Genomic DNA, 7,508 nt, shown 5'->3' with positions numbered 1-7,508 from the left:
ACCTTCTACATGGCGGCCCTGCTGGCGGCGGTGCTGAGCACGGCCGGCATCCGCGGTGCGGCGCTGGTGGTTGTTGGCGCAGTGATCCTGGGCTTCGTGGAGGTGCTCATGCCGGCCTGGGCCATGCCGATCATGCGCCGCATCACGGGCGGCAATGACGTGGCGCTGGGGCACTTCGGCACGTTGGGCTACATGGTATCCGCCTACACCGGCATGATCTTCGGGCGCAAGCCGGATGACAGCGACAGCATCGAGCACCTGAAGTTCCCCACGGGCCTGAGCTTCCTGCGCGATTCGCTGGTGGCCACTGGTCTGGTGATGATCATCATCTACCTCATCGGTGCGCTGGCGGCCGGCCCGACCTTCGTCCATGAGAAGCTGTCCGGCGGGCAGAACTTCCTGGTGTTCGCCATCATCCAGGGCCTCACCTTCACCGCCGGCGTCGCCGTCATCCTGCAGGGCGTGCGCATGATCCTGGCGGAGATCGTGCCGGCCTTCCAGGGTATCGCGTCCAAGATCGTCCCGCAGGCCAAGCCGGCCCTGGACTGCCCGGTCACCTTCCCCTTCGCCCCGACGGCCGTGCTGGTGGGCTTCATCTCCAGCTTCATCGCCGGCATCGTCGGCATGCTGATCCTGGGCGCCATCGGCGCGACGGTCATCGTGCCCGGCCTGGTGCCGCACTTCTTCGTGGGCGGCACGGCCGGCGTCTTCGGCAACGCCACGGGCGGCCGGCGCGGCTGCATCCTGGGCGCCTTCATCAACGGCCTGATCATCACCTTCGGCGCGGCCCTGCTCCTGCCGGTGCTGGGCGACCTGGGCTTCGCCAACACCACCTTCGGCGACTCCGACTTCCAGTGGGTTGGCATCCTGGTCGGCACCATCGCTCGCCTGCTCCGCTAGGTCGTTTGTCTTACCGCCTATTTTGGGTACAATTCATGGAGAGGTGCTGTGGCGCCTCTCCATGATTTTATGCCCAGGATTGGAAAGGAGGTCCCATGAACGCCCGCCGTGTCTTGCGCGGCACGCCGGCCTCGGAAGGGGTGGCCATCGGGCCGGCGTACATCTACCGCCCGGAAAAACCCCCTGTGCCCCGCTATGCCGCTCCAGACCCAGAGGCAGAGGTCCAGCGTTTCCAGACAGCGGTGAAAGAGGCCGCGGAGCAGTTGCGCGCCATCCATGCCAAAGTCCTCCAGGAGACCGGGGACACGGAGACGGCCGCCATCTTCGAGGCGCATCAGATGTTCCTGGATGATCCCATGCTGATCGACAGCACGGTGGAACGCATTCGCTCTCAGCGCATCAATGCCGAGGCCGCGCTGGCCGACACCATCGAGGAAGTGGCGGCCATGTTCGATGCGCTGGAGGATGAGTATCTGCGGGCACGCGGGGCAGACCTGCGCGACGTCGGTGAGCGGATCCTGCGCATCCTGGCCGGCACCGGCGGGGCCAGCCTGGCCGATCTGGTGGAGCCCAGCATCGTGGTGGCGCGCGACCTGACGCCCTCGGACACGGCACAGATGGACCGCACCCGCGTCCTGGGGTTCTGCACGGCCATGGGCGGGCCGACCTCCCATACCGCCATCCTGGCCCGGCAGTTGGGCATCCCGGCGGTGGTCGGCATTGGTGAGGCAGTGATGGAACTGCCGGCCGGCGAACTGCTGGCGGTGGACGGATCGGCCGGCCTGGTATGGGTGGGGCCGGATGAAGCCGGCCGCCAAGAATTTACAGCGCGACATGCGCAGTGGGCCGCGGAGCAAAAGCGCCGGCAGGAGTCTGCGCAGGGATTGACCTACACCGCGGACGGCCGGCGGGTCGAGGTGGTGGCCAACATCGGCGATGTGCGCTCGGCGGCGGAGGCGGTTCGCTGGGGCGCCGAGGGGGTGGGCCTTCTGCGCACCGAGTTCCTGTACCTGGAACGCGACAGCATGCCCGACGAGGAAGAGCAGTATCAGGCCTACCGCCAGATCGCGGAGGCGCTCGGTGACCGCCCGCTGGTCATCCGCACGCTAGACATCGGCGGGGATAAACAGGTACCCTATCTGCCCATCGGCCAGGAGCTGAACCCCTTCCTGGGGTGGCGGGCAGTGCGCCTGTGCCTGGGTATGCCGGAGCTGTTCAAGGCGCAGATACGCGCCATCCTGCGGGCCAGCGCCGGCCATCGGGTATTTATGATGTTTCCCATGATCGCCACGGTGGAGGAACTGCGAAACGCCAAGGCGATGGTCGAGGAGGCCAAGTCCGAACTGAGGGAGCGAGGGCTGGAGGTACCGGACGTGCCGGTGGGCATTATGGTGGAGGTGCCGGCGGCGGTGATCGGGGCAGATATCCTGGCGAAAGAGGCCGCCTTCTTCTCCATCGGCACGAACGACCTGATCCAGTATTCCATGGCCATTGACCGGACCAACGAGCGCGTCTCGTACCTGTACGAGCCCCTACATCCGGTTATCCTGCGGCAGATCCATCAGGTCATTCAGGCTGGCCACGCCGCGGGGCGGTGGGTCGGCATGTGCGGGGAAATGGCCGGCATGCCCGAGGCCATTCCCATCCTGCTCGGATTGGGCCTGGACGAGTTCAGCATGAACGCCTCGGCGATCCCCGAGGCCAAGGCGCTCATTCGTCGAATGCACGAGGAGCCGGCGCGTCAGCTCGCCCGGCGGGCGCTGGAGTGCGAGACCGCCGGCGAGGTGCGCGAGCTGGTGCGGGCGTTCCTGGCAAACCTGTGAGGGTTCAGGCGGCAGTCACCGCGGAGGTGACTGCCGCTCTTTTCATCATCCCATGCCGCAGAAGAACCCCGGCTCCTCCACATCTTCCCCAGTGATCTTATAGACGGTGTCGCCTTTGCGCACCCGGTCCACCACCTCCAGCGCGACCTCCTCGCCAGGGCCGGCGTACTCAATCTTGCGGTGATTGACCTCCATGGAGCCGACCCGCTGGATGAAATCTGTCGTGTGACCGTAAATATGCACCATATCCCCCACCTTCAACTCCCCGGTCAGGGCGATGACGGCGACGTGGATACGGTTGAAATAATGCGTTACCGTGCCAACCCGCTCGCGCATGGCTCATCCCTCCTCAGAGACCATACCGGTTCGGTACACCCTTCTCACGGCGGAAAGACAATATCCAGGAAGGCGCCGTCAGGGACATCGAGAGTGGAGCGCAGGGTACAGCGCGACGCCAGCTCCTCCAGCACAGCGGCGGCGGGGACGTTGTTGTACGTCTCAGGAAAGGTCGAAACGACGGCATAGCGCGGCCGGCCATCGGGCGCCGGTTGGGGCAGAAGGGCGTCCAGGATAGGGGCCGGCGGCAAGCCGTTGAAGCTCCCGTGATGGCTGACCTTCAGGAAATGGACCGGCCGCAGAACGCCCTTGCGGAACATGGTCTGCCAGCTTCGTGTTTCCGCGTCGCCGGCGAACAACAGCCGCCAGCCGTGCCATTCCAGGCTGAAGACGACGCTGGTATTGTTGGCGGCGCGGTCAATGGCCAGCAGGTTGTCCATGAATCCCCTGCGGCGCATCTCCACCAGGTTATAGAATGCGCCGGCGTCCACGCCGGCCGGCGGGGAAAGCGTGTTCAGCGCCAGCGAGAGTTCCGCCGGCGCGTTCAGCGCCATGGGCAGTACCGGGCTGTAATAGATGGACACATCCTCTTCCGGCGCCCAGATTTCCAGCCGGGCGTCGCGCAGGCTTGGCCGGCGGGAGATGTCGTACCCACGATAGACGTACCAGGTTCGCCGGCCGATGGTGCGCAGAAAGTCCACGCAGTCCGCGGTGCGGCGCGGGTCGTTATTATAGAGCATCGCCTGAAGGGCCGGCGTGAGCAGTCCAGGAGAGGCGGCAAGAAAGCCCTCGATCCGCGTGTACGCCTGGCGCAGAGCGTCCAGCCGGCGCTGGGCCTCGGGATGCCGACCGTAGTAATCCGGCGCCGCGGAGGCGGTGAGCCAGGTGTGTCGTGCGCGCAGTTCGGTGCCCAGCCGGGCATGGACATAGGGCAGGCCCTGGATGTGGTCGAGATGCTCATGTGTCATCACGTACAGGTCCAGCGGCCGGCCGCGGAGCTGGCTCCGTATATCCTGGATGACGGGGGCGAACAGCTCGTCCTGTCCGCCGGCGCCCGACAGCACGTTGCCCACGTCAATAAGAACCTGCCGGGTGATGGGGTTGCCGGCGCTCGTGCGGTCAGGGATCGAGATGAGGATGGCGTCCCCAAAGCGGACGTTGTAACAGCGCACGCGCAGTGCGTCCACGTTATCCCTCCGGAATCAAGTGCAGTAAATTGGCGGTGCGCCGCACCCGCATCAGCTCATCACTCATGATCTCGGCCCGCACCGCGGCGCGCAGGGGTCTGCCGTCGAACCCCATGGCATAGGCACCGGGAAGCAAGAGGCCGGCGCGAGCCAGACGGTCCAGGAGTGCATCGCGGTCGCTCTGCTCCTGCTGGCCGTGCTGGGAAACCAGGCGCGCCCGCACCCGGCGCGTTTCCCAATCGATCGCCAGGGTCGCGCCCATGGTGATCTGCCGCTGGGCAGGGAAGGGCCGGCCAAGGCCGCTGGGCTCATAATGGTCCTATGAAACCTTGAAGATCAGCTCACGCACAACCCGGCTCCCCTCGCGGAAATAGTAGCGCTTGGAGACGTCAAGGCGCGGCCGCACACGCAGGGGGACATCCGCCGGGGCGCCAAAGAGGTCGCGATGTTCGTTGGCGAAGAAGTACGCCGCCCAGTCGCTCTCCGCAAGGGCTTGGAGGTCCGTATCCTGTAATGCCGGGTGCTCGAAGTCCGTTTCCACGGCGAGTTGGTCGGGGGAGCTGACGATACGCCGGCGGATAAACTCCTGACGGATCCATTCGCGCAAGAGATCATTGCCGGGAAACAGGGCCTGGTCCGCGGCCAGGATGGCCCGGCCGTAATCGGCGAAGGTGATTTCACCGGGCGGCAGGTAATCCAGGGCGCGAAAGATGAGGCTTTTGAACCATTTGACGCCGATGCCCAGGGCGCGGCCGGAGACCGAAAGCTCGGACTTGCCCGTTTCCTGCATGTAGCGCTGTTTCAGCCATTCATGGAGCCGCACCATGACCTGGTACAGGCCGGCGCTGAGCACCACGCTGAGCGCATGAGGTTCGGAACGCGATACCTGATCCATCCTGATCGGGTCCAGCAGAGAGCGCAGGTAGCCGATGCGGCCGGTGGGGTCCAGCGCCCGGCCGAACTCCTCGGCCACGGCGCTGAAGGCGGTGGAGTCGCGGATGGAGCCGCCGGTCTGCTCCAGGACGACGCGGCGCAGGCTGTGGCTGGAAAAGGCCATCAGGAGAGCGGTCAGGTCCGCAACGGCCTCATGCAGGGCCAGGGATTGGGGTGTGCAGGCGTTGTAGAGGTCGGGAGCGATGCCGTCCAAAATGGCATGGCCGGCTTCGTGCGCCACGATATCGCGCGAGAGGGCGGTGTACACCCGCTGGCCGCCGGCGCCAAAATAGAAGAACTGCAGGCTGTGCGAATCGCGCTCGTAGAAAGCATTGGCCCATTCGCCGGCGCGCGGCACGATGAGGAGCTGAGGCGCGCCGAAGGCCCAAATGACCGGCCGGCCGAGGGTGTCCGCCTCCTCGAACATGTACAGCGTTTTCAGCACCGTGCTGAAGGCATTGACCTGGATGAAATCCGGGGCATAGATATCATACGGGTTGGCCAACGCGTAATATCCGACGGTGCGGCCGCCGGCCGGCGGGACAAACCGGGCGCCGGGGACCCGCGCCCCGGTCTCCGGGTCGAAATCCACGACCGCCAGGCGCATGGTCACCGGCCCGTCCAGGAAGAAGGGCTCTTCAGTGACGTAAAACGATTCCTGAAGCCGCATGCCTTTGTAGCGGGACGTCAGCGGGTCCTGAATCATGATCGGAAGGCGGACTTTCACGGGTGCATCCTCCTGGAGAGTCGGACGTGCGGCGGACAATGAGAGGGGCGGCGGATGGCCGGCGGTGACAGAATGCCCCGGGCAGTGGTTTACTCTCCTAACGCTATTGTAGCACGGAGGAGAGCGAACGTCAATGGATGTGCTGTATGCCGGCTCCTCAGTCGCGGTGGCGATCTGCCCAAATCCCCCAAAAATCCCAGTTGACAAATCCGGAGAGCTGTGTTACAATAATATCAGAATCTGAGGTAATCAGACGGTGTGCGGGTACATACGATGAATCTGGTGAATGTGCTCTCCCTGAACCTGGTAATTATTCTTGGCATCTTGGTTCTGGTCCTTATTGGCCAGAGCCTGGTTCCGGTTGGGGAGGGCGCGAGATAGGCACACCCGAGAGCAAACACCAGCCATAAGAAGCCTCCCAACCGGGAGGCTTTTATTTTTGTATCGTACTGGTCCCAACGCGGCCGACCAATGGGCATTGAGGCCTTTCTTCAGGCGTGCCGGTCTTCGCCGGCATGTCTGAAGAAAGGCCTTTTATTACCCACCATCATCGAAAGAAAGGCGGATACGAGGATGCTCAGAAGCGACGAAGTGAAAAAAGGCCTGGAACGCGCACCGCACCGCTCGCTCCTGCGGGCGCTGGGAGTCACGGACTTCGAGATGAACCAACCCTTTATCGGGGTCATCAACTCCTACAGCGAGGTGATCCCCGGCCACGTCCATCTGCGCCAGGTGGCGGACGCGGTCAAGGCCGGCATTCGCGCCGCCGGCGGCACACCTTTCGAGGTCAACACCATCGGCGTGTGCGACGGTCTGGCCATGAACCACGCTGGCATGCGCTTCTCCCTGCCCAGCCGCGAGCTGATCGCCGATTCGGTGGAGATCCTCGTACAGGCTCACGCCTTCGACGCGATTGTCCTCATCCCCAACTGCGACAAGATCATCCCCGGCATGCTGATGGCCGCGGCGCGCATCAATATCCCCGCCATCGTCATCAACGGCGGCCCCATGCTCGCCGGCCACTGGCAGGGTCGTTCCGTGGACCTCTCCAACGTGTTCGAGGGGGTGGGCGCGGTGGCCGCCGGCCGCATGACCGAGGAAGAGCTGGCCGCCCTGGAAGAGGCCGCCTGCCCGGGTTGCGGCTCCTGCGCCGGCATGTTCACCGCCAACACCATGAACTGCCTGACAGAGGCCATGGGACTGTCCCTGCCCGGTAGCGGCACCTGCCCGGCAGTCGATGCGGAACGCCTGCGCTTGGCCAAGGAGGCCGGCATGCGCATCATCCAGCTCCTGCGGCAGGACATCCGGCCGCGCGATATCCTGACCGCCGGCGCCATCCGCAACGCCTTCGCCGTGGACATGGCGTTGGGAGGCTCCACGAACTCCGTCCTGCACGTCATGGCCATCGCCCATGAGGCCGGCATCGAATTCCCCCTGGCCGAGCTGAACCCGCTCAGCGCCCAGGTGCCTCATCTGTGCAAGATGAGCCCGGCGCCGGGCGGGCATCATATCGAGGACCTGCACCGTGCCGGCGGCATCCAAGGGGTCATGCGCCGGCTGGCGGAACAAGGTGTGCTCGACACCGCATGCATGACCGTCACG

The 7,508-nt window shown here is 65.0% G+C and carries 7 protein-coding genes; 3 read left to right on the top strand and 4 right to left on the bottom strand.

The genetic code is table 11. The features are described from left to right. Together H5T60_09485 and ptsP are read left to right on the top strand one after the other, a co-directional pair. The coding region (locus tag H5T60_09485) for a PTS ascorbate transporter subunit IIC (protein MBC7242663.1) at nucleotides 1–900 on the top strand (900 nt) is incomplete at its 5' end. A gap of 95 nt (nucleotides 901–995) precedes the next feature. After that, on the top strand, nucleotides 996–2,723 hold the full coding sequence (gene ptsP / locus H5T60_09480) for a phosphoenolpyruvate--protein phosphotransferase (protein MBC7242662.1): 1,728 nt from the start codon (nucleotides 996–998) through the stop codon (nucleotides 2,721–2,723). 45 nt (nucleotides 2,724–2,768) lie between these two features. On the opposite strand, the gene H5T60_09475 is transcribed toward ptsP, so the two are convergent. Genes H5T60_09475 through H5T60_09460 form a run of 4 tightly spaced genes read right to left on the bottom strand, consistent with a single transcriptional unit; the run spans nucleotide 2,769 to nucleotide 5,906 of the window. After that, nucleotides 2,769–3,059, bottom strand: coding sequence for a translation elongation factor-like protein (locus H5T60_09475; GenBank protein MBC7242661.1), 291 nt, complete (start codon nucleotides 3,057–3,059; stop codon nucleotides 2,769–2,771). A gap of 44 nt (nucleotides 3,060–3,103) precedes the next feature. Beyond that, nucleotides 3,104–4,246: a hypothetical protein gene (locus H5T60_09470; protein ID MBC7242660.1), complete on the bottom strand. Its 1,143-nt coding sequence runs from the start codon at nucleotides 4,244–4,246 to the stop codon at nucleotides 3,104–3,106. 1 nt (nucleotide 4,247) lies between these two features. Then, nucleotides 4,248–4,508, bottom strand: a complete 261-nt coding sequence (locus H5T60_09465; protein MBC7242659.1) for a hypothetical protein — start codon at nucleotides 4,506–4,508, stop codon at nucleotides 4,248–4,250. Nucleotides 4,509–4,565: 57 nt separating this feature from the next. Further along, on the bottom strand, nucleotides 4,566–5,906 hold the full coding sequence (locus H5T60_09460) for a hypothetical protein (GenBank protein ID MBC7242658.1): 1,341 nt from the start codon (nucleotides 5,904–5,906) through the stop codon (nucleotides 4,566–4,568). Between the two features lie 573 nt (nucleotides 5,907–6,479). On the opposite strand from H5T60_09460, the gene H5T60_09455 reads away from it, so the two are divergent. Then, nucleotides 6,480–7,508 (top strand): dihydroxy-acid dehydratase (locus tag H5T60_09455; protein MBC7242657.1); only part of this gene is annotated, 1,029 nt, incomplete at its 3' end.

The sequence above is a fragment of the Anaerolineae bacterium genome (assembly GCA_014360855.1).
In the GTDB taxonomy this organism is placed as follows: Bacteria; Chloroflexota; Anaerolineae; order JACIWP01; family JACIWP01; genus JACIWP01.
This window is presented reverse-complemented; position numbering and strand designations above follow the sequence as displayed.

What these genes read in the sequence shown, in the direction of transcription:
- H5T60_09465 (MBC7242659.1), bottom strand. Translation starts at nt 4,508, where the DNA reads ATGGGCGCGACCCTGGCGATCGATTGGGAAACGCGCCGGGTGCGGGCG.
- ptsP (MBC7242662.1), top strand. Translation starts at nt 996, where the DNA reads ATGAACGCCCGCCGTGTCTTGCGCGGCACGCCGGCCTCGGAAGGGGTG.
- H5T60_09475 (MBC7242661.1), bottom strand. Translation starts at nt 3,059, where the DNA reads ATGCGCGAGCGGGTTGGCACGGTAACGCATTATTTCAACCGTATCCAC.